Origin of the sequence: Rhodococcus qingshengii JCM 15477, assembly GCF_023221595.1 — a bacterium.
Classification (GTDB): domain Bacteria; phylum Actinomycetota; class Actinomycetes; order Mycobacteriales; family Mycobacteriaceae; genus Rhodococcus_F; species Rhodococcus_F qingshengii.
Genome location: NZ_CP096567.1, coordinates 279,807 through 299,171, shown reverse-complemented (window position 1 = coordinate 299,171; position 19,365 = coordinate 279,807). Strand labels below are relative to the sequence as shown.

Sequence of the window (19,365 nt, the reverse complement as noted above, 5' to 3'; positions counted from 1 at the left end):
CCGAGTCGAAGGGATCCCGCGACATGTGGTGGCGGTTTTCCCGAGAATTCTGGGTGTCAGACGGGGTCTGTCACGGGTGATCTGCCGGCGGGCATCTCTTCCAGAGCGGCCGGCACCTCGTCGGGATCGAGGACCTCGAAATCTCCCGTCAGAGGGTCCTCGCCGAGTTTCACGCTGGACGCGGGCTGGGACGGCTGTACGACGAGGAACCTGGCACCGAGGCTCTTGAGACCGCCGATGACACCATCGCGAAGGGTGAAGACCATGACGATAATGAGGACACCGAAGACAACGCCAGCTGCGGGTCCCTCGGTGATCTCGCCCGTCCACAGCGGCAAGAAGTAGATCGCGAAGCCGCCGATTATCGGTCCCCAGTAGCTCGCGCGGCCACCCAGGACCATCGCGACCAGCAGGTAGATCGTGAACAGCAGCGAGAAGCTATCGGGGGTCAGAATGCCGGTGTCGACAGCGAAGAGGCCGCCGGCGAGTCCGGCGATCGCTGCCGAGATGCCGAACAGCACAGTCCTTACGACGGTGCGGTCAACACCCATGACGATCGCGGCCGACTCGTTGTCGCGAAGGGCGACAATGGCGCGTCCCGTCCGCCCCCGCATGATGTTCCAGACGATCAGGCACGCCAGCAGCAGTGCGACGACTGCTACGTAGTAAAGCCAGACCACCTGACCTGACCGGCCGGCGAAGTAGGCGATGTCCGGAGCTTTGAACTCGATGCCGAACAGACCGGCTGAGCCTCCGGTCAGCGACTCGAACCGGCGGACGAGACTCGGGAAGACCACGCCCACCGCCAGTGTCACCAACGCGAGGTACATGCCCTTCACCCGCAAAGCGGGTATGCCGACCAGCACTCCCACGATGAAACAGACCAGCATGCCCATCACGAAAGCCAGCGGAGCCGACCAACCGTGGTCGGTCACCAGGATGGCGGTCGAGTATGCACCGAATCCGAAGAAGGCTGCATGGCCCAGCGATATCTGTCCGCCGAATCCCGACAGCAGATTGAGGCCGACCGCGGCGATCGCCAGGATCAGCGCGCCTGTGATCTGGTCGAGCAGGTAGGACTTCACGACGTACGGAAGCACCACGATGACGGCCACAACGAGGATGGCACGGCCGAGGTTGAGGCCGCGGTGCGCGGCCGTGCCTTCGTGAACAGTGATCGGAAGTTCCATCAGACTCTCTCCACTCGCTTGGACCCGAAAAGGCCGGACGGTTTAACCATGAGGACCACGAGCAGCAACCCGAGCGCCACGGCCAGCTTGAGATCCGAGCCGATGAAGGACACGTAGCCGCCTACGAGACTCTCGAGCACACCGATAATCAGCCCCGCCACGACCGCGCCGCCGGGGGAATCGAAACCGCCGAGCGTGGCCGCCGCGGATGCGTAGATCAGGAAGTTGAACATCATGAACGTCGTCAGGGTCGTGCCAGGTGCCACGAGCGGCCCCAGCAGTCCGCCGACGGCGCCGGCCATGATCCAGCCCAACGCGTTGATCCGATTGACCCGGATGCCCAGCAGCTTCGCGGACTCGGGGTTACTGGTCGCGGTGCGCATCGCCAGGCCGAGCTTGGTGTACTTGAACAGCGCGAAGATGCCGGCAAGGACGAGTCCCAACAGGACCATCATCAACAGCTGCTGGTATCGCAGTCGACCGCCGAAGATCGAGATGTAGTCGTCGGGACCAGATGGCAGCACGCTGGGGAAGGGCAGCGGCTCGCCTCCCCAGATCAACCCCGCTCCCGCATTGAGGGCGAGGAAGACGCCGATCCCGACCAACAGGATCGAGTAATCGGCGTTATTACCCAGCGGCCGCACGAGTACCCGCTCTATCAGTCCGCCGCCGATCGCACCCGCCGCAACGGCCAAAAGGATCGCGAACACAACCGGGACACCGGCTTGGGTAAATGCGAAGGCGAGGAAGGCGCTGAACATGGCCATCTCGCCCTGGGCCAGGTTGAGGTGCTTGGTGCTGCGGTAGACGCATACCAGCGCGAGGGCGAGGAACGCGTAGATCACGCCGTTGTTGAGCCCGTCGATGATGCGGGCGATCAAGAGATCCATGAGTCAGTTCTCCCTAGTACCCGAGGTATGCGGCGCGGATGGCGTCGTCACCGGCAAGTTCGGCTGCCGGTCGAGATGCGGCAATCGTGCCCACCTCGATCAGGTAGCCGCGATCGGCGATGCCGAGCGCCAGGGTGGCGTTCTGCTCGACGAGCAGGATGGCCATGCTCATCTCTTTGCTGATCTGCGCCAGCGAGACGAAAAGTTCCTGCGTGAGCTTGGGAGAGAGCCCCAGACTCGGCTCGTCGCACAGCAACAGCTGGGGGCGGCTCATCATGGCCCTCGAGACCGCGAGCATCTGCTGTTCGCCACCGGACAGCAGACCGGCCTTTTGCTTGCGTCGCTCCGACAGGCGCGGGTATGTGTCGAACCAGCGCGCGATGTCGTCGACGATCCCCTTCTTATCCGTGCGCACGTGTGCACCTGCCCGAAGGTTTTCCTCCACTGTGAGGTCTGCGATCGTGCCACGTCCCTGCGGGACCTGGGCCAGTCCGAGTCGCACGACTTCGTCGGGTGAGGCTGCGGAAATGTCGTTACCGTCGAACATCACGCGGCCACGACGCTGGATCATGCCGGAGATGGCGCGCATCGTCGTCGTCTTACCAGCGCCGTTGGCACCCAGAATCACGACGACCTCCCCATTTTCGACAGTCAGGTTGATCCCGTGCAGAACATCAGCGGTGCCGTAGTTGGCGTACAGATCTTGTACTTCGAGAAGGCTCATGCGGCGGGCGCTCCCAGATAGGCCGAGATGACCTCGGGGTGTGAACGGACCTCGGTGGGCTTTCCCTCGGCGATCTTCTTGCCGAAGTTCATCGCGACGACGAGGTCGGAGATGCCCATGACCATCGCCATGTGGTGCTCGACCAGCAGGATCGAGAGGTCGAACTCGTCGCGGACGCGCAGTATCGTGCTGGACAGCTCGTCGACCTCGCTGTGGGTCAGCCCACCGGCGGGCTCGTCGAGCAGCAGCAACTTGGGCTTGGCGGCCAGCGCGCGTGCCAACTCGAGCCGCTTGAGGGTGCCGAACGGTTGATCAGCCGCGGGAAGGAAGGCGAGGTCCGCAAGGTCGAGCCGTTCGAGCAGTTCGAACGACTCACTCCGGAGTTGCTTTTCTGCCTTGTCTTCACCGAAGCGAAGCAGAGACCGCACATAGCCGCCCCTGCCACAGGAGTAGGCGCCGGCCATCGTGTTCTCGAGGAAGGTCAGCGACGGGAACAGGCCGAGGTTCTGGAACGTGCGTGCAACGCCGTGCCCGGCGATCTTGTGAGCAGGTACGGAAAGGAGTTCCTCTCCATCCATCCTGATGCTGCCTGAGCTCGGCTGGTAGATCCGGCTGACACAGTTGAACAGCGTGGTCTTGCCGGCCCCGTTAGGGCCGATCAGGCCGCAGATCTGTCCGCTGCCGATCGTGAATGAAAGGCCGTCGAGGGCTTTTATCCCGCCGAAGTGCATCGAAACGTCGTCGATGATGAGCCCACTCATGGTGATCTCCTCGTCTCTCTGGCCAGGAACTGTTTCATGTGGTCTCCCGTGGTTCGTGTGGCATGTGCGTCGCACTAGGTGTGAGCGAAGGCACACTGACCATCCGTTTTCGTCAGTGTGATGTGGACTACATCGAGGTGTCACAGCTAGTTCCACCGAACGGAACGAGGCACCGCGGAGACTCTGCGGACGACAAATCCTGCTGCTGTCTCCGACGTGGAGCCGTTCCCGCATGCCCGCGTTTCTCTGGAATTTCCTGGCATGCCGGACGCGACAATGCAGGAAGTGCCATCCGTGTGATCGGCTGAAGCCTCCATCGAGACAGCCGTGGCGCGAAGCACAAGTTCCGGCAGACGGAACGCTTGCGCAAAGTCAGCTACCGCGGCGCATAACGCCAGCTTTGCCGTTTCGGCCCGTGGAACATTTCCTATCGACGTCGCCCTCGAAGACATCCTGAGCCCATGAAAGCTATGCGCATGACCGTCGCCGGGCGACCCATGGAACTGCAGGACATTCCGATACCGGACGCAGCACCAGGATGGGTCGTGCTGCGCGTCGAAGCCGCCGGGTTGTGTCACTCCGACCTGCACATCCTGGACGGCTCACTGGTCCACACGATGTCCACCGAGGAGGGCGAGCTGCTCGCCACCACCGCACCGATCACGCTCGGTCACGAAATCGCCGGAACCATATTCGAAATCGGTAACGGGGTTCCCACCCACTTCTCGGTGGGCGATCGAGTTATCTCCGGCGGGCCGATGATCCCTCGAGCCACACCGGGCCTCACTATCGACGGCGGCTTCGCCCAGTACGTCACGGTGCCGCACGAGAAGCTGCAACCCATCCCCGACGGTGTCGGCTTCGATGAGGCAGCAGTCGCGACCGACTCGATCGCAACGGCCTACTCGGCCGTCCGAACCACCGCAGGAGTCAATGCCGGTGAAACGGTGGCGATCATCGGACTGGGAGGCCTCGGCCTCAACGGCGTGCGGACAGCAGCACTGCTCGACAGCACGGTCTACGGCGTAGACGTGAACCCCGTGACGTTCGACGCGGCACGAGGCGCTGGAGCGACCGAGTGTTTCACCGAGATCGAGTCGCTGCGTGACCTGCGCCCCGATGTCCTCGTCGACTTCGCGGGCACCGGCTCCACGACCGAGCAAGCCTTAAGTGTCGTGCGCAGCGGAGGGCGGGTCGTCGTGGTCGGGATGTCTGCGGCCGCCGCGAAGGTCGACACACACAGCCTGATATTGCGCCGCCAGACCCTGCGCGGCTCCTTCGGCCGCACCGTCACGGATATGGCCGAGGTCCTCGACCTACTCGCGCAAGGGCATCTGCGGCCCGAAACGACCGTCGTCGACCTGGCCGACCTCAATGAGGCCTACGCCCGGCTCGAGCGTGGCGAGGTCGTGGGGCGACTCGTGACCCACCCGTGACGTCAACCGTTCCGGCGTTCAGCCCTGCAGAACGCCGGAACGGAACCAACCGTCACAGCTCTACGCACTACGGGATGCCATGCGGCTCCTGAGGTGCCCCGAAAAACGGACGATGCCCACCAGTCGTGAATCTGGTGGGCATCGTTACGTCTCGCGTTCTCGCACTCAGGTGGCGGGCTGCTGCTCTTGGACCCTACGTGCGGCGGTGTATCCCGCGGCCGGCGGATTGTGCTGCTCCGGGGGCAGGACCTCTCCGGTGATCAGTGCGTTCCAGCGCCGCCACCATGCCCGCATCTGCAACTCGTCGGATCCTACGGGCTGGTCCTCCCCTGCCATGCCGCGCGAAACGTCCGACCACGGCAATTCCTGGTATGAGGCGAAGGACCGTTGACAGGTCTCGAGCGCCTCGACGTCGTCGGGTGAGGCCAGGCCGCCCGGCCCCCAGAACGTCAGAAAGTTGTCGAGGCGCTGGCGCTTGAGTTCGTCGCCCTCCTCCGGCGGGATGAGCTGCCAGGCCGAGACTTCCATATAGTCGGGTGCGAGTGGGTCAATCTTGCGGACCACGACGCCCATAACCAAGTCGATGATGACCAGATTGGGGAAGATCACAAGATTGCGGGACCCTGACATCCGGTCGACCCACTCGTCGCCGTACTTCGCCCGGAACTCCTCGAAGCGCGACTCCCTCTCAGCATTGCCCTCTACGGAAAGCGGACGTCCGAACAGTCCGCCTGTATCGGGTCCGCCGGCGACGACAGCATGTCCGTTACCCAGATCGAGGCCCACGGACTGCGACAATTTGGCGCTGTCGATTTCGACCCCGGATGCCATAACCATCTCGAAGTAGCGCTGGTGCGCCGAGACCGCGTGGTAGCCATCGACGCTGTTCTCAACGAGTAACTTCCAGTTGGCCTTGACCGAGTACTCGTGCGACCCCTCGAGGATCTGCATGCCCGCCTCGGACTGATCTGCGACCAGGTCGATGAAGTCTGTTGCACCAGCGAGGTAGTCGACCAGCGGCTCGACGTCAGGGTTGAAGCTGACGAAAACGAAGCCTCGGTACGAGTCGACCTTCGCTGGGGTCGACAAGCCTGGACGCTCGAAAGCCGGACCGTACGAGGTGTCGCCAGGGACAGAGACTAGCTTGCCCGCAGAGCTGAAGCTCCAGCCATGGTAGAAGCACGTCATGAACCGGGCATTGCCCTCCGGCTCGCGGCAGATCATCGCGCCGCGATGCGGGCACGAATTGATCCAGACCTGAATCTTGCCCTTGGAGTCACGACCGAAGATCAGCGGACGACCCGCGACGTTGCGCGTCTTGAAGTCGTTGGGCTTCTTCAGCTCTGTCTCGTGACCGAGGTAGAGCCAAACCTGGCTGAAGATCTGGTCGCGTTCCTTGGCGAAGACCTCGGGATCGACCATCGCTTGACGGTTTACCCGGAAACGGGGCATCTCGCGGTCGTCGTCGATGAATTGCGACATCAGCACACTTCCTTTGTATTCTCGGTGCTCTGGGTGCTGCGGAGAACTGACCTCCGCCGAATCATTGCTCGGTCAAACGTGCCTGGGCCATACGGCACGGGATAGTGGACGTTCCGATCATCGGAAACGCGGGGAGATCGAACGAAGCCATGTCAGTCACTCATGGCTTCCTTGAGGGACCAGATCTCGGCGAACGGCGACTGCCGCGGCACGACCCGCAGGTTTAGCCACTCCATGACACGCTGCCGGGAGTCGAACATCGCTGCATGGCCCAAGGCCTCGGCCGACTCGCGGAAGAAGTCATCGCCGACACCGGGGTAAGTCACGACCTCGGTGTATGCCGGTGACGAGTCCGTCAGCCGCTCGGCCAGAAGCCTGACGGATTCAATCGGCGCGGCCTCGTCGTCGGCTCCGAACATGCCCAGCCAGGGCGTCGTGACCGGTCGGGCGTCGTCGACCAGTGCGGGTCGGACGTCGGTGCCGCGGGCCACTCCGTCTGGCGAGACGCTGACGGCGGCGCCGAGGTCCAGATCGGCGGCCGCCCGCAGGGCGATCCGTCCACCGAAGCCGTAGCCCACGATGCCGATCTGTTCCTCGCGCCAGCCTCGCTTCTCGAGCTGCGCCACGAAGGATCGCAGGACCTCAAGCACGCGGTCGTCATCAATGAGATCGGGACTGACGGCCGTCATGTCGGCCGCGAGCGACTCGTAGCCTTGCTCCGCGAACCCGTTCATGAGTTCGACCGACTGTTCGCCCAGCCCATCCTGGTCAAACAGCAAGATCACGGCGCCGCGGGGGATGCCGGGCAGGTTGATCTGCGCGATCGGCCAATTACCACCTGCAGCAACGACTTCGGCGTACGTTGGTATGATCCTGGGAACGGGAATCATCGTTCCTTGCCCCTCTCGTCGTCTATCGGTCGATGGTGTCCCACCGACCACCACCCGTCACGTGAACGTTCTGGACGCTGGAACGCTGCCGGTCAGCCGATGTGGCCTTCCGCATCGTTCCAATAGGGCTGGCGCAGTACCCGTTTGAGGATTTTGCCTGAGGGATTGCGCGGTAATTCGTCGAGGAATTCAACGGATGTAGGACACTTGTAGACCGCAAGGTTGGCCCGCGCGTAGGCGATGACTTCGGCCTCGGTCAGTGCAGCATCGGCGTTCAGGACGACCATCGCCTTGACCGTCTCACCCCACCGGTTCGACGGGACGCCGATCACTGCGATGTCGTTGATGGCGGGATGCTCGATCAGGACGTTCTCGATCTCGATCGGGTAGACGTTCTCGGCCCCGCTCACGATCATGTCCTTGAGCCGGTCACGCATGTAAACGTATCCGTCCCGTAGCAATGCACCGTCACCGGTTCGGACGAAACCATCCTCGGTCAGCGTGTCGCGCGTGGCTTCTTCGTTGCACCAGTATCCGTGCATATTGGTAGGCGCTTTGATCCAGACCTCACCGACGACATCGTCCTCGACGTCGTCGCCCGTCCCGGGGTCGACGACGCGCAAGGTGACACCAGGTATGGCCCTGCCGACCGACAGGATACGTTCGGGATGCTCGGGGTCGAGATGGTCCTCGGGGAGCAAGGTAGTGGCGCTCTGCGTCTCGGTCAGACCGTACATTTGCAGGAACCTGGCATCGAAGACGGCCAGGCACCGACGAAGCAGTTCAGGTGAGATCGGTGAAGCGGCGTAAGCGATCGTATCCAGGCTGGAGAGATCATATCGGTCGATCTCGGACGACTCGGCGATCATCTTGAGCACCGCCGGAACGAGCGTCGTCATCGTGATCCGCCACCGTGCGATGAGCGACAAGACTGTGGTCGGAGCGGTATCGCGCGCGATGACGATGTGGGCACCTGTGCGGAAACCCAGTACCCCCAAGCATGCTCCTGCCGAGTGAAAGACCGGCATCGAGATCAGCAGGGTTGACGTCTCGTCAATGCGCAGGACCTCGGCCATTCCCTCCGTCGCGAGCACGGCGCGGCTACTGAACAAAACTCCCTTGGGTAGGCCCGTCGTGCCCGAGGTGTACATCTGCATCGCGGTGTCGTCGGACCGGACCGGGACGAGGGGATCCTTCGCGACGTGACGCTCGAGCCAGTCTTCGTAGCTTTCCAGGCCCTGCGCCCTGCCGATCACGACGACTTTCTCGACCGTCGTCAGATCGTCACGAAACTGCTCGTACTGCCCTACGAACTCTTCCCCCACGAACAACACCTTGGCCGTGGAGTGGTTGATGATCTGCAGCATCTCACGTGGCGCGAGGCGCCAATTTACCGCTGCGGTCACGGCCCCTGCCATCGCGGAGCCGGCCGTGATTTCGAAGAACTCCGGGTTGTTCTTGTCGAGGAAGATGACCCGGTCTTGCGGTCCGACTCCGGACTCGGTGAGCCCGTGTGCGAGCCGGCTAGCCCTGTCGTGGAGCTCGGCCCACGTCAGGGTCACATCATCGCAACTCATGCAGGGCTTATCGGGCGCCGTGGTCGCCCAGCGGCGAACATGCTCGGCAATGGACGGGTCGGTGTCTATGGGCACAGGGACCTCTTTCAGGGTAGATGGACGAGATGAAACAGGCAGGCGATTCGGGAAGCGATGCGCGTGCTCGGTTAAGGACGGGTCGTTTTCACGGGCAATAGCGACCTCTTTCAGTCGAGAGGGAGCAGGCGCGTGATTCGGGCAGCAGCGTCGACCGCGAGCCGGCCCAAGGAATCCAGACCGGCGTCACCGGTGCGCGCCACACCCGCAGTCGGGACACTCAGCGAGATCGCAGCGATTGTCTTTCCATCGCGCAGAACCGGGGCAGCGACGCAAATCGTTCCGTGGCATGCCTCCTCACGCTCGATCGCGTAACCATCCGTGTGCGCCTTGCTCAACTGCTCGACGAACTGGTTGCGTAGAGCAACCGAGTAGGGGGTGACCCGGGACAGTGGCTGTCCGATGACGGACAACACCGTCGCCCGCGAGCTATAGGCGAGGATCGCCTTGCCGAGTGCCGTGCAGGTAGCTGGGAAGCGACCGCCGACTCGGCTCGGCAGCCGGTTCCAGCTGGTCTGGTGATCTTGTCGAGGTAGAGCACGTCGCGACCGCTCAGGGTCGCGACGTGGACAGCGTCGGCGTTCGAGCGCTCGAACAGCCAGTTGAGCGGTCCGGACGCGACATCACGCAACTCGCCGAACTCCGACCACCGAGCTGCTTCGCTGAGCTCGAAGAATGTGCCGCCAACTCGGTAGCGTGAGCCGCTGCGTCCAACGAAGCCGTGCTCAACGAGAGTTTTGAGCAGCCGGTGCGCCGTGCTCTTGGGGACGCCGATGTCGGCCGCGACCTCGGTGAGTCCGAAGGAGTTTCCGCGGGCCTTCGAGATGACCTCGAGCAGTTCCAGCGCCTTCGACGCGGAAGACTGCGCTACATTCTCAGTCGGTTCACGGGACGCGTTGACTTCCCGGTCGAGCGTGAACGGTTCAATGATGTCGATGCTCATTTGGACCTCTTCCTCATCGCTGCCACCTACCCAGAGCGCGCTGGTGCGACGGGAGTGTCGCTATCGGTGCAGCCAAATCGGTGTGACGTAGATAACGCCGTAATCAATGGCTATCGTGGGATCCGTGTCCGATAAATGGCACCCACGGTTCCGACCGCTGGAACGTCTGCGCACCGCCCGGGTTCCCTGATCACGGTCAGCATGAGTACCGTCCCGTCAGATGGAACAGCGGTAGCCTGCACTGTTGTTGGTCATCGAGACCGAGGACGGATTCCTCGTCTATGTCGAGTCACACAGGGTCGAGGCACGCGGGCGTATCGCCCCACCCCGGTGCAAGAGCCGACACCATCGCGCTCCTGGTCACGACTCTGGAGACCGCCAGCCCATGCATGGCTGAACCGCAATGTGGCGGCAACTCGGGCCGACTCGAACGGCACGCGCCCGAGTTGCACGATCATGACCGCCATCACCACCTGAGCCGAGGTCCCACGCTTAGGGCACGATGAGCAGCTTGCAGTGTGGACTGGTTGCCTGGCGTTTCCACGTCTCGGCGACGTCTGCGAGGGCCGTACGCTCGAACTCGACGTGGATCCCACCTGTGCGTGCCACCTGGCACAGGTCGCCGAAGGCCCGCGCCTTGACGGCGGTCGGCACCATGTCGATGCTGCACGAGAGCAGGTCACGCCCTTTGAGGGGGATCCCGGGGAGTTCGACGGTCCGGCCTGCGCGCATTCCGAGGTTGACGATCCGCCCGCCGGCCCGGGTCGCCCGGATGCCGGCCACCATGGGGTCGCCGAACAAAGAGTCGACGACGAGATCGAAGCCCCCCTCGGAGGCGTCGACGAGCCTGCTCTCATAGCCCTCGTCGAGCGTCACCACGGTGTCCGCTCCATGATCGAGCAGGGTGTCCAGGGTTTCGCGGTCACGACCCGCGGCAACGACTCGGCGCGCTCCGAGAGCCTTGGCCGCCTGTACGGCGATCTGGCCGACGCTGCCGGTCGCTCCGAGCACCAGTACCGACTCACCGGGCTGGATGCCGGCCTTGTATGTCAGCGCGAGCCAGGCGGTCGTGCCGGCGACGCCGAGACACAGAGCCTGTTCGTCGGTGATGTCGTCGGCGAGCGGCTGGACCTGCCCCAGGTGCGCCACGGCCTGCTCCGCGAACGTGCCGTGGGGGTGCTGTGCGGGATAAAAGTAGACCCGCTTTCCGTCGGGTGTTCTACCGACCGCTTCGATCCCGGGGACGAACGGCGTCGACGGCTTCAGCCGAATACCCGAGGCATAAACCAAGTCCGCCGGATTGAGGGCTGCGGTTGAAACGTGCACGAGAACGCCGCCCTCGCCAGCGACCGGGTCGGGTCGCTCGCCGAGGACTGGCTCAGCTCCGAGTTCTGTGATGATTGCAGCACGCACGGTGTCCTCCTGTTCGGCCCTAGTGGGTTGTTCAGTCCTGCTGGGGCCTCCACGGCCAGTATTTGGCGGTGGCACCGCCGTCGACCGTGATGTTGCTGCCGGTGATCATCCGGGAGTCGTCCGATGCAAGGAACACGACCGTCGGTGCGTAGTCGCTCGGCGTCGGCAACCGCTTCATCGGGAATTGAGCCGTGAAGTCCATCGGGTAAGCGCTGGGCTGGCTCGTCATTGCGGCCATCCGAGCCACCAGTTCCGGGTCCTCCGGCTGCGTCGCTGTCGGGGTGAAGCCGTTGACCCGGATCCCGTGCTCGGCGAGCTCCATCGCGGCCGAGCGAGTGAAGTTGATAAGTCCGCTTTTGCCTGTGCTGTAGCCGATGTTGCCGGGCTGTCCCTGCCACGCCGCGGTCGAGAGGACGTTGATGATGCTGCCCGCGACCTGCTGGTCGATCATCGCCTGGCCGACCGCCCGGGTGAACAGGAAGGCACCACCCAAGATGATGTCGATCTGGCGGCGGTACTCATCGAGAGGCATTGTGAAGAGCCCCTTTTGGTTGAACCAGACGGCGTTGTTGACGAGCACGTCGATACGTCCCCAGCGCTCCAGCGTCTGAGCGACGACGTCCGATACGTGATCGGGATCGGTGACGTCACCGGTGACGGCAAGTGCCTCACCACCCGCGTCCTCGATACGTGCGACAGTCGCTGCCGCAACTTCGGCCGACATGTCTGTACAGACGAGTTTGGCCCCCGCTGCTGCGAGCCCTGCTGCCAGCGATCCCCCGATATTGGCACTGGCGCCCGTGACGATCGCGACCTTACCTTCGAGACGGCTCACAGGATGATACTGACCTTGCCGTGTGGACGGAGCGCGTCCATTGTCAGGACGGACTTGCGCTCAACGTACTTGAGGACCTGCTCGGCATCAGGCTCGAGAATGTGACGGTATTGGCCGACGTACGTGTCGATGACCCCGTTGCGGACGCGGTAGACGGCGAAGTTGGCGCGGACGTGAATGCGGCCGGATTCCCCGTGCGTTGCCCGGATGTTGGAGATCATCCGGGTCGTCCGTGAGTGAGGGTATTCCGCGTGAGCAGCTCGGGTCAGCAGCGAGTTGACACGCTGCTCCAGCAGGAACCGATCGTCCTGCACGAGGAACAAGTCGCGGCTCGGGTCGCCGTCGGGACGATCTGTGGAAGGAATGAGGTAGTGGGCATCTGAGGTGAAGAGCTCGAGCCACTCGTGCAGCCGCCACTCGTCGAGCAACTGCGCCTCGTCGAAGAGGTACCGCTCGATCTGTCGAAGCTGCGCGTCCGACACGGACAGTACGGGAACCGGGTCCACCTGGACATTACTCATCGTCAACCTCCTGTTGTCTCACTGATCGCCAGTCTTTCGGGCCGATCGAGTGTGGACCAGAGCACGTTCCATGGTCCGGAACCTCGACGTATCCACTTCAAACCACAGTGAATCAGTTGATTGTGTTTTTAATTCAATTGACCTACTGTCGTGCCGACATCACCTCGACGGAACGGACACCCAGCATGTGGAGCTTTGAGAACGATCCTGAGTTTCAGCCCGAACTCGACTGGATCGACACCTTTGTGCGCGAGCGGGTCCAGCCGCTTGACTACCTACTGGGCAGCCAGTGGAACATCCACGACCCTGAGTTCATCCGCCTCGTCCGGCCGCTACAGGCCGAGGTCAAGGAGCGTGGACTGTGGGCCTGCCACCTGGGCCCCGAACTGGGCGGAAAGGGCTACGGCCAACTCAAACTCGCACTGATGAACGAGAAGTTCGGCATGTCGCGCTTCGGCCCGATCGTTTTCGGCTGCCAGGCGCCGGACTCCGGAAATGCCGAGATCCTCGCGCACTACGGCACCGACGAGCAGAAGGAGACCTTCCTCCACCCGCTGCTGGCGAACGAGATCGTGTCGTGCTTCTCGATGACCGAACCGCAGGGCGGCGCCGACCCCCTGATCTTCACGGCCCATGCCGAGCCCGACGGCGACGAGTGGGTCATCAACGGCGAGAAGTGGTTCGCCTCCGAGGCCGACCACGCGGCGTTCTTCATCCTCATGGTGGTGACGGACCCGGACGCCGAGAACCCGTACCGCCGCATGTCGATGTTCATTGTCCCGCGCGACCTTCCCGGCATCGAGAACATCAAGAACTACGGTGTCTACGGGGAGCCCGACGAATCGCATGCCCACCTGCGCTTCAACAATGTCCGCGTCCCGGCGGAGAACATGCTCGGAGGACCGGGCGACGCATTCGTCGTGGCTCAGGTCCGTCTCGGCGGTGGCCGCATGCACCACGCAATGCGCACCCTCGCCCAGGCCACACGCGCCTTCGAGATGATATGCGAGCGAGTCGTTTCGCGCGAGACCAAGGGCGAGCAACTCTCGCAGAAACAGCTCGTGCAGGAGAAGATCGCCGACAGCTGGGTCGAGTTGCGTCAGTTCCGCCTGCTAATCCTCGAGACCGCGTGGCTGGCCGACCAGGGCAACGATTGGAAGGCAATCCGCAAAAACGTCTCGGCCGTCAAGGCGACGATGCCCAAGCTCCTCCACGACATCTCTTCCCGTGCCCTGCACCTCCACGGATCGCTGGGCCTGACCCATGAGATGCCGTTCGCCGAGTGGGTCATCCACTCGTTCCATGTCGGCCTCGCCGACGGCCCTACGGAGGTCCACAAGGTCGTCGTCGCCAAGGAAGTCCTGCGCGACATCAAGCCGGCCGAGGGCATGTTCCCCAGCTACCACAAGGTCGAGATGACGCGACGCGCCCACGAACTGTACGACGCTTCCTAGTTGTCGTGACACCAGGCGTCAGACCGATGCCCACCATCGTGCCGTCAAACGTCAGCTGCCGCCGAGGCCGGCTTGTCGACATGATCAGTTTCACCGGATCCGATCGCACTGGAAGCGACATCATGGCCCTGGCGGCGCGGTCACTCAAGCCCGTGGTGCACGAACTGGGTGGAAAATCGGCCCTGATCGGGCTTTGTCAACTTAGCTGAACGCAACTGGGGATCAACAGCATTCGGTCATACTGGGGGGCGAATTCTCTTGGAGTGAAACCGGTTCAGGCGGCGTAAGGTGCGCCGGTGACGTCGTTCCAGGTAGCGAATCGGCCGGTCATTTCGAAGCGGTAATCGCTCGCAGTGAGCTTGTGTCGGCCAGGCCGGAGGTGCGGCGAGATCGCACTGACCACCGCCAGGAACCGTTGTGCCGCAACGGGCGAGCGGAAGACCTTCATTGCCCGTTCGCACTGCCTGGTCGGTTGGTGCGAGTTCTCGGCCCGGTTGTTGAGGTACTTCGAGCGCCGGTGTTCGACCGATGGCATAAATTCACGATGCGCCACAACGTAACTGGCGAGCGTGTCGGTCACCAGCACCCTCGGCGCCGGGGCCTGCTTGCGCATCAGCTTGCCGAAGAAGCGTTTCGCTGCCTTCGCGTTGCGTCGTGACTGGACCAGGACGAAAGAGGACGTTCTCTTCCTGATCGACCGCCCGCCACAGGCACTTCCGGATACCGCCGATCTTGATGAACACCTCGTCCAAAAACCATGTGTCGCCAGGTTCGGGAGCGCGTCGGCGCAGGCCACGCGCGTATTCGGGCCCAAACTTCGCGCACCATGTACGGATCGTCTCGTGCGAAACCACGATGCCGCGGGCGAGCATCAACTCCTCAACGTCGCGCAAGCTCAAGGTGAACCGGTAGTACAACCACACGCAGTGCGCGATGATCTCCGCAGGATAGCGGTGCCGTTTGTACAGTGACCGCGTCGCATCCGCCAGTGTCTCGCTTCCAAAGCTCATCCAATGATCGTCCCTGACTGGAGGCCCAGTTAAGTTGACGATGCCGGGTGCTGGAACCAGGTCAATCGTAGATGGGTGTGCATCCAGGCAGTCAGTCGAATCTCGTCCTCGTCGACGAGGACGACGCGATCAGTGCGTCGGGTCCGGTAGTGCTCGGTATCGAGGAGCAACCCGGCGAGGGTGCGGCGGAGGGTGGATGATCCGCTGCGGCGCAGATGATTACTGATAATCCGCCGGCGCAGGTTCGTGGCGAGACCGATGTAGAGCAGCCGTATCCCAGCGTTGGTCGGGTGTGTGGGCCCCGGGAGCTGAGAGAACACCTCCGGCGCCGCCCACCACGCGTAAAGGCCCGGTGCCGCGGGCAGCATGGATAGGTCCTCGAGCGCGCGACTGGAGCTACTGAGCGCGGTGATGGTATCGGCTGCATCGTGCGGCGCCGTGGATGCGGGGTTTGCATAGCGAGCAGTCTGCCTCGCCACGCAGACACTCAGCGCGACAAACAGGAACTGTCGCCGATGAGGGCAGGGTCGTGTGGCGCGAGCTGTCAGCCTCGTCGGCACGGTGCATGCAAAGCGATGAAGGCATCGCGCACCGGGCGGACGCTGTCCGTGAACTGGACCCAAAGCGCGAGAGCGGTGGTGGGTGCGCGTCAGTGCGGTGACCGGGTTGAGAGCTACGGGATCTCGGTGGGCCAGCGCGTGTTGGAAATCGGATCGGTTGGGTGTCTGTCCTGTCCGGGCTCTCGGTTCGAGCGGAGCATGAGGTCGGCGTGCCGCACCCGCAGTCGTCCCTGGTGGCCATTGGCGTATCGGATTTCGCAGACAGAATCGAGGGACATAATGGGTGAAGGACAAAGTCGTTGCTTCCGTGGAGCATTCGTCGTCGCTGATCGAAGTGACGACGATGGTGGGTTGGATGCAACAGTGGCGGCAACGATTGCTTCGCTGGTGTCATGTGGTGCGGAGACACGGGGTGAGTTCTCTGACGTCAGTCCTGATGCGCGGCTCGCTGGCATGTTGGCTGGATTGTTCCGTACGAGCGCACTGGTAGAGCAGTGCGAACGCTTTCGGGTAGACTGCACGGTGTCGACGTTGCACATCCGGTTCGGCGGTGGAGGTGCGCTGCGCGATGCTGGTTATCCCTGGGACGCCGTGGCGGCCAAAGCGGCGCTCTCTGTTGTCGCGGAGTTGGGGGTGACCGGCGAAGTGGAGTACGCCAACTTCGATTCGAGCGAGCCTCTGTTCGTCCGGTGGGTTCTGGACGGAGGCTTGTTGGCCGAGAGTCTGGACGTGTTGTGTACGCCGCCTGAGAGGCAAATACCGCTGGCGACCTACGAGAAAACTCTCGTAGGTCGCCAGCGGTATTTGTGGTCATGACTGTCCGGCCGCGCTGTGGGGGAAGTTGTCTGTGGACCTGTCCGGCTCTTTGCTGCCGCCGACACCAGCGAACCGGCCCTCACAGATCAGGTGTGAGGGCCGGTTCTCTGGTGCGGATTCGGGGCAGGTGCGGCAAGGCGAAGGATCCGCACCTGCCCCGTGTCGGTCAGGCCGCCTGACTGTGCTGGTGGTCGCTGTCGAGGACGCCGGCGATCTCCGCGCCGATCGCAGCTAGTCGGGCTTCGGCTGCGACGAGCGTCTGCTCGTCAGGGAACAGGAGCGAGGTCGCAGCGTTGCGAGCAGCGTCCTCTTCCACTCGTAGCAGTTCGATCGACTGTTGCAACCGAGCGGATTCGGTTCGCTCTGGGGCGGTGAGACGGTGCAACGTCTCTGCTACTACTGGTGCGATGCGGGCTGTGCCCCGCCGGAGCTGAGACCGGGAGACCGGGACGTCCGCCAGTGTCGTGTAGTCATGCCGGATCGTGAATCCGACGATCTGGCCTTCGGACGTTTCCGGCGCCGCGGTGGACGCTGGCGTAAGTGGGAGCAATTCTGCGATGCAGTCCGTGACCTGGGCCAATGCCTGGCGCACTGGCTGCGTAGTCGAAGTTTGCGTACGAACACTCGCCGCCCTGCACGAGGGGAACCTGCAGGTCAGAACCCGAAACCTTGGCAATGGGGGCGGTGGCACAGAACTCGGCACTCAAAACAGCAGTCATCGAAGACAATCCTCACGTTCAAGGACTCATTTTTCGGGTGTTGTTCCCGGAAGCCCGCGCTTGCCGCATCCGTTTTCGGATACAGCCGGGTCGTCACCCGGAGCACCCCACCGCGGAGGAGGGTTGCCGACCAGCAAGCCGGGGCTGAACACTGGTACTCGTGACCTGCAAAGGAGAATGGCAGGAACTTCCAACCTTGTCAACCTGACGCGTAATCCATCTGTCTCGGCTGCATAGAGCCTGAGATCGAGCCGGCCGAACATGCTCGGCACGACGCTTTCCGAGGATGGCCTTCGAACTGCTCCGCAGTAGCAGATCTGCGTTCATCTGCTTGTCGGACGCACGCCCGGCAAGCAGATTGACGCAGTCTTTATTTTAACTTACATTCAATTAACGCCGACGGAGTGATCTCGGTTTTCGGGACGATGGCGATGAATCAGAGAGAACCAGCTTCGTTGGGCACCAAATTCATTGAAAGGTAGTGCGGTGAGCAAGGATTCGACACCAAATCCACTTGCGCAGCAGGTCATCGATCGGCACGCGTCGGGTTTTGACGCGTCGAGGCCGGCAGAGGTCAGCCGTCAACATCAGCGCGGCAAACTGACCGCCCGCGAGCGCATCGCACTATTGGCCGACGAGGATGGCTTCTTCGAATTCGGCGGACTGGCCGGGCCCGGGCCTGCTCAGCCCGGAAGCGACCCCCTGATTGCACCCGGCGACGGCGTCGTCACGGGAGTGGCCTACGTGGATGGTCGGCCAGTAGCGCTGGCGGTCTTCGACTTTACCGTGCTGGGCGGCAGCAACGGCGTCACCGGAATGCAGAAGGTCGCTCGATGCGCCGAACGCGCTCTGCTAGACCGGATCCCGCTGATCTTGCTGAGCGACGGGGGCGGGCACCGCATGCAGGAGGGTCTGGATTCACGCCACGCCGCACCCGGGTCACCTCTACTTCAACAGCTCGTCGATTTGTCGGGACTGGTTCCTGTCGTCTCGGCGATGATGGGCCCGGGTTTCGGTGTCGCAACAAACCTCGCTGCACTCAGCGATTTTGTTGTGATGGTCAGGGATATGTCGACCCTGGGGATGTCCTCCTCGCCGTTTGTCGCTGCTGCCACGGGTGAGAATCTGACCAATGAGCAGATCGGCGGCGCCGATGTTCAGGCATGCAACGGTGTTGCGGATATCGCGGTCGACGACGAGCCAGAAGCCATCGACGCGATTCGGGCGTTCCTCGGGTTCTTGCCGTCGAGTTCAGAGGAATTTCCGCCACGAGTGCCCGGCATTCGGAAACCGGCCGCCGTCGATCTCGACGAGGTCGTGCCGCTCAGCAGTCGCCAATCCTACGATGTCAGGGACGTAATCCGCGGAATAGCCGACGAGGATTCGGTATTCGAACTGCGCGAGGTCGTTGCGGCCAACGTAGTGACCAGCTTCGCGCGCATCGACGGACGTCCAGTAGGAGTCATCGCGAACCAGCCGCTTCATCTGGGTGGGGCGCTCGACAGCCCTGCCTGTGAAAAAGCCGCACATTTTATTGCAGTCTGCGATGCGTTCGGCTTGCCGCTGGTCATCCTGATCGATCTGCCGGGGTTCCTTATCGGTACTGCTGCCGAATCCAGCCAGTTGTCCCGGCGCAGTGGGCGATTGGTCTTCGAGATGGGGCAGGCAACCGTCCCTCGGTTCAGTATCGTTCTGCGCAAAGGGTACGGAGCCGCGTACATCGCGATGGGCGGCGGACGGAGCTACGGAGCCGATCTCGCCCTTGCGTGGCCTACTGCCGAGATCTGCGCAATGCCGGTGGAAGGCGCAGTTGACATCGCCTACCGCCGCGAGTGGGAAGCTGCGGATGATCCTACGGCCCATCGTAAGTCGCTGATTGCCAAGTTCAGTTCCAATATCGGAGCTTTCGAAGCCGCTGACGGATTCGGAATTGACGACGTGGTTGCCCCTTCGGATACCCGTCGACTTCTAGCCGAAGCACTGTCCCGGGTTGCTCCGCGACGAGAATCTCGGGTGCCGGGCAAACGCCGGACAATTTCCCCGATCTAGTCCGTCTCCACTTCGGAAGT

The 19,365-nt window shown here is 62.9% G+C and carries 18 protein-coding genes, 3 pseudogenes and 1 riboswitch; of the genes and pseudogenes, 5 read left to right on the top strand and 16 right to left on the bottom strand.

Features of this window, described 5'->3' with window-relative positions; genetic code table 11:
* Nucleotides 1–56: 56 nt before the first annotated feature.
* The 4 genes from M0639_RS32495 to M0639_RS32480 are packed head-to-tail and all read right to left on the bottom strand — an operon-like array spanning nucleotide 57 to nucleotide 3,565.
* The gene (locus M0639_RS32495; protein WP_058228061.1) at nucleotides 57–1,190 is read right to left on the bottom strand and encodes a branched-chain amino acid ABC transporter permease; all 1,134 of its coding nucleotides are present in this window, start codon (nucleotides 1,188–1,190) and stop codon (nucleotides 57–59) included.
* Entirely contained in the window at nucleotides 1,190–2,080 is an 891-nt protein-coding gene (locus M0639_RS32490; protein WP_058228060.1) for a branched-chain amino acid ABC transporter permease, read from the bottom strand. Before M0639_RS32490 ends, M0639_RS32495 begins: the two co-directional genes overlap by 1 nt.
* A gap of 13 nt (nucleotides 2,081–2,093) precedes the next feature.
* A complete protein-coding gene (locus M0639_RS32485; RefSeq protein WP_058228059.1) occupies nucleotides 2,094–2,804 on the bottom strand; it encodes an ABC transporter ATP-binding protein in 711 nt (236 codons plus the stop codon).
* On the bottom strand, nucleotides 2,801–3,565 hold the full coding sequence (locus M0639_RS32480; RefSeq protein ID WP_058228058.1) for an ABC transporter ATP-binding protein: 765 nt from the start codon (nucleotides 3,563–3,565) through the stop codon (nucleotides 2,801–2,803). Before M0639_RS32480 ends, M0639_RS32485 begins: the two co-directional genes overlap by 4 nt.
* Nucleotides 3,566–4,026: 461 nt before the next feature.
* On the opposite strand from M0639_RS32480, the gene M0639_RS32475 reads away from it, so the two are divergent.
* Nucleotides 4,027–5,001, top strand: a complete 975-nt coding sequence (locus M0639_RS32475) for a zinc-binding dehydrogenase (RefSeq protein WP_064074860.1) — start codon at nucleotides 4,027–4,029, stop codon at nucleotides 4,999–5,001.
* A 165-nt stretch (nucleotides 5,002–5,166) separates the two neighbouring features.
* Here M0639_RS32475 and M0639_RS32470 read toward each other — a convergent pair whose 3' ends face one another.
* The 8 genes from M0639_RS32470 to M0639_RS32435 form a co-directional block, all read right to left on the bottom strand.
* Nucleotides 5,167–6,483 (bottom strand): aromatic ring-hydroxylating oxygenase subunit alpha, encoded by a 1,317-nt coding sequence (locus M0639_RS32470; protein WP_058228100.1) that lies wholly within the window; start codon nucleotides 6,481–6,483, stop codon nucleotides 5,167–5,169.
* Between the two features lie 152 nt (nucleotides 6,484–6,635).
* On the bottom strand, nucleotides 6,636–7,373 hold the full coding sequence (locus tag M0639_RS32465; protein ID WP_058228056.1) for a dienelactone hydrolase family protein: 738 nt from the start codon (nucleotides 7,371–7,373) through the stop codon (nucleotides 6,636–6,638).
* Nucleotides 7,374–7,465: 92 nt separating this feature from the next.
* The gene (locus M0639_RS32460) at nucleotides 7,466–9,025 is read right to left on the bottom strand and encodes a long-chain-fatty-acid--CoA ligase (RefSeq protein ID WP_167349902.1); all 1,560 of its coding nucleotides are present in this window, start codon (nucleotides 9,023–9,025) and stop codon (nucleotides 7,466–7,468) included.
* 110 nt (nucleotides 9,026–9,135) lie between these two features.
* Entirely contained in the window at nucleotides 9,136–9,468 is a 333-nt protein-coding gene (locus M0639_RS32455) for an IclR family transcriptional regulator domain-containing protein (RefSeq protein WP_231915187.1), read from the bottom strand.
* Complete coding sequence (locus M0639_RS32450) at nucleotides 9,360–9,968, bottom strand: helix-turn-helix domain-containing protein (protein ID WP_058228054.1); 609 nt, start codon at nucleotides 9,966–9,968, stop codon at nucleotides 9,360–9,362. The genes M0639_RS32455 and M0639_RS32450 overlap by 109 nt, the downstream gene beginning before the upstream one ends.
* 492 nt (nucleotides 9,969–10,460) lie before the next feature.
* Nucleotides 10,461–11,381, bottom strand: a complete 921-nt coding sequence (locus tag M0639_RS32445) for a quinone oxidoreductase family protein (RefSeq protein WP_064074859.1) — start codon at nucleotides 11,379–11,381, stop codon at nucleotides 10,461–10,463.
* 31 nt (nucleotides 11,382–11,412) lie between these two features.
* Nucleotides 11,413–12,216 (bottom strand): SDR family NAD(P)-dependent oxidoreductase, encoded by an 804-nt coding sequence (locus M0639_RS32440; RefSeq protein ID WP_058228052.1) that lies wholly within the window; start codon nucleotides 12,214–12,216, stop codon nucleotides 11,413–11,415.
* Nucleotides 12,213–12,737, bottom strand: a complete 525-nt coding sequence (locus M0639_RS32435; protein ID WP_054801153.1) for an aromatic-ring-hydroxylating dioxygenase subunit beta — start codon at nucleotides 12,735–12,737, stop codon at nucleotides 12,213–12,215. Before M0639_RS32435 ends, M0639_RS32440 begins: the two co-directional genes overlap by 4 nt.
* A gap of 185 nt (nucleotides 12,738–12,922) precedes the next feature.
* On the opposite strand from M0639_RS32435, the gene M0639_RS32430 reads away from it, so the two are divergent.
* Nucleotides 12,923–14,191: an acyl-CoA dehydrogenase family protein gene (locus M0639_RS32430; protein WP_058228051.1), complete on the top strand. Its 1,269-nt coding sequence runs from the start codon at nucleotides 12,923–12,925 to the stop codon at nucleotides 14,189–14,191.
* Between the two features lie 74 nt (nucleotides 14,192–14,265).
* Nucleotides 14,266–14,385: pseudogene (locus M0639_RS32425) on the top strand (aldehyde dehydrogenase family protein); the annotation flags it as partial.
* 80 nt (nucleotides 14,386–14,465) lie between these two features.
* On the opposite strand, the pseudogene M0639_RS32420 reads toward M0639_RS32425, so the two are convergent.
* Both M0639_RS32420 and M0639_RS32415 read right to left on the bottom strand, forming a co-directional pair.
* Nucleotides 14,466–15,201 (bottom strand): annotated as a pseudogene (locus tag M0639_RS32420) (IS6 family transposase).
* Between the two features lie 29 nt (nucleotides 15,202–15,230).
* The gene (locus M0639_RS32415; RefSeq protein ID WP_231915179.1) at nucleotides 15,231–15,680 is read right to left on the bottom strand and encodes a GIY-YIG nuclease family protein; all 450 of its coding nucleotides are present in this window, start codon (nucleotides 15,678–15,680) and stop codon (nucleotides 15,231–15,233) included.
* A 603-nt stretch (nucleotides 15,681–16,283) separates the two neighbouring features.
* Here M0639_RS32415 and M0639_RS32410 point away from each other — a divergent pair.
* On the top strand, nucleotides 16,284–16,577 hold the full coding sequence (locus tag M0639_RS32410) for a hypothetical protein (protein ID WP_156667375.1): 294 nt from the start codon (nucleotides 16,284–16,286) through the stop codon (nucleotides 16,575–16,577).
* A gap of 166 nt (nucleotides 16,578–16,743) precedes the next feature.
* Here M0639_RS32410 and M0639_RS32405 read toward each other — a convergent pair whose 3' ends face one another.
* Nucleotides 16,744–17,169 carry a hypothetical protein gene (locus M0639_RS32405; RefSeq protein WP_064074857.1) on the bottom strand — a complete coding sequence of 142 codons (426 nt, stop codon included), beginning with the start codon at nucleotides 17,167–17,169 and terminating at the stop codon, nucleotides 16,744–16,746.
* Nucleotides 17,078–17,296 (bottom strand): annotated as a pseudogene (locus M0639_RS32400) (aminotransferase class V-fold PLP-dependent enzyme); the annotation flags it as partial. The gene M0639_RS32405 and the pseudogene M0639_RS32400, both read right to left, overlap by 92 nt.
* A gap of 51 nt (nucleotides 17,297–17,347) precedes the next feature.
* A riboswitch (SAM riboswitch) is annotated at nucleotides 17,348–17,462 on the bottom strand.
* 320 nt (nucleotides 17,463–17,782) lie between these two features.
* On the opposite strand from M0639_RS32400, the gene M0639_RS32395 reads away from it, so the two are divergent.
* A complete protein-coding gene (locus tag M0639_RS32395; RefSeq protein ID WP_058228048.1) occupies nucleotides 17,783–19,345 on the top strand; it encodes an acyl-CoA carboxylase subunit beta in 1,563 nt (520 codons plus the stop codon).
* The last annotated feature ends 20 nt before the right edge of the window (nucleotides 19,346–19,365 follow it).